General features: G+C 67.4%; 1 protein-coding gene. It reads right to left on the reverse strand.

Annotated features, from left to right (window positions below):
• Positions 1–194: 194 nt before the first annotated feature.
• The gene (locus ABD374_RS31605) at positions 195–1,427 is read right to left on the reverse strand and encodes an IS4 family transposase (RefSeq protein ID WP_344500066.1); all 1,233 of its coding nucleotides are present in this window, start codon (positions 1,425–1,427) and stop codon (positions 195–197) included.
• Positions 1,428–1,469: the final 42 nt, after the last annotated feature.

Genomic DNA, 1,469 nt, shown 5'->3' on the forward strand with positions numbered 1-1,469 from the left:
CAATACCGTTGATTTAGGATCTTTTTAGGCATCTGCTGTTTGGCTTGGTGGGTGACACCAGTGTGACGGTGGAGGGCGGTGGTGGGGGTGGGTTGCGGTGGTGGGGGTGTTTCAGGTGCCAGTTGGCCATCTTGCGTTTGATGACGCGGGGGTTGGAGCGTGGCCTCCGGGGCGGCAGGAGTCGTTCCAGCAGTTCAGCGGCGGTGTGTGTCAGGGCTTGCGTGAGTCGTGAGGGGGGAAAGAGCCGCCTGTCCGGTGACGTGGCGGCGGGCGGCGTTCAGGGTGCGGGTGAAGGAGATCCGGTCGGGATCGAGGCCGGCCTCACAAGCGGCCTGGTGCATGACGTCCCGCAGTGCGTGGTGGACGAGGAGGAAACCGTAGATCTCCTGCTCGACGCCGTCTGGATGCTGTGAGCGCAGGACGAGCTGCCGGCCGCCTTGATGGGTCTTGATCTCGTCCAGGGTGTTCTCGATCTCCCACCGCTGGTGATAGAGCGCGGCGAGCTCGGCGGCGGGTGCCTGGCCGGGGTCGCAGACGGTGGTGATCAGGCGGTAGACGGTTCCCTCGTCGCGGCCGTCGAGCCGGTACTCGATGACGCGGACCTGTGCCGGGTCCCGCCGGTCGCGGTCACCAGCGGCCGTGATCTCGGAGAGATAGGAGCCGTCGTCGAAGGGATGCAGAACCGGCAGGACGATGTTCTTGCGCACTCGCCACAACAGGTCCGCGCCCGTGGCGGACGCGGCCTGCCACAGCTCGAAACCGGTGATGCCGCGGTCGGCCATCAGCAGCATCCCCGGGCCGGCCCGGCCCAGCAGGGCCGGGATCAGCCGCTGTTCGTGGACCGACAGCGGGCCGGACGCCGCAGCGAACACCGCATGCGTCCCGCACTCGACCAGCGCAGCCACTCTGACCTGCGGATACGCACTGCGCTGCTGTCCCCGGCCCGAGCCGGGACGGCCGAAGAACGTGCTGTTCGCCTCGCTGTCCGGGACATTGAACACGGTGCCGTCCACCGCGACCAGCCGCCACCGCCGATACCAGGCACCGGCCGTCTCAGGCGTCGCGACCGGACGACAGACCCGGCCGAACAACATCCGTAACGGCTCCGGCCCCAGCCGCCTGCGGGCCCGGCCGATCGCTGCAGTGGTCGGCACCCGCCATGGCTTGTCCCACCTCCGCAACCCCTCGAGTCCCTGCGTCAGAAGCCGGGCCACTTCTTCGTAGCCCTGCCCGGAGAACAGACACATCGCGAGCACGAAATACACCACCACCCGGGCCGGTAACAGCCTTGAGCGCTGTTCCACCCGCCCGCACTCCGCCACCACCTCATCCACCAACTCCGGCGGAAACACCCGCGTCAACACACCCAGAGCAATCCGGTCCGACAACCGTCCACCCGACGACTTCACCTGCCCAGGCCTTGGCACACCACATCCAACGACCAACACCACCCAAAGTCACCGGTATTG

The sequence above is a fragment of the Streptomyces enissocaesilis genome, from assembly GCF_039533765.1.
GTDB lineage: Bacteria > Actinomycetota > Actinomycetes > Streptomycetales > Streptomycetaceae > Streptomyces > Streptomyces enissocaesilis.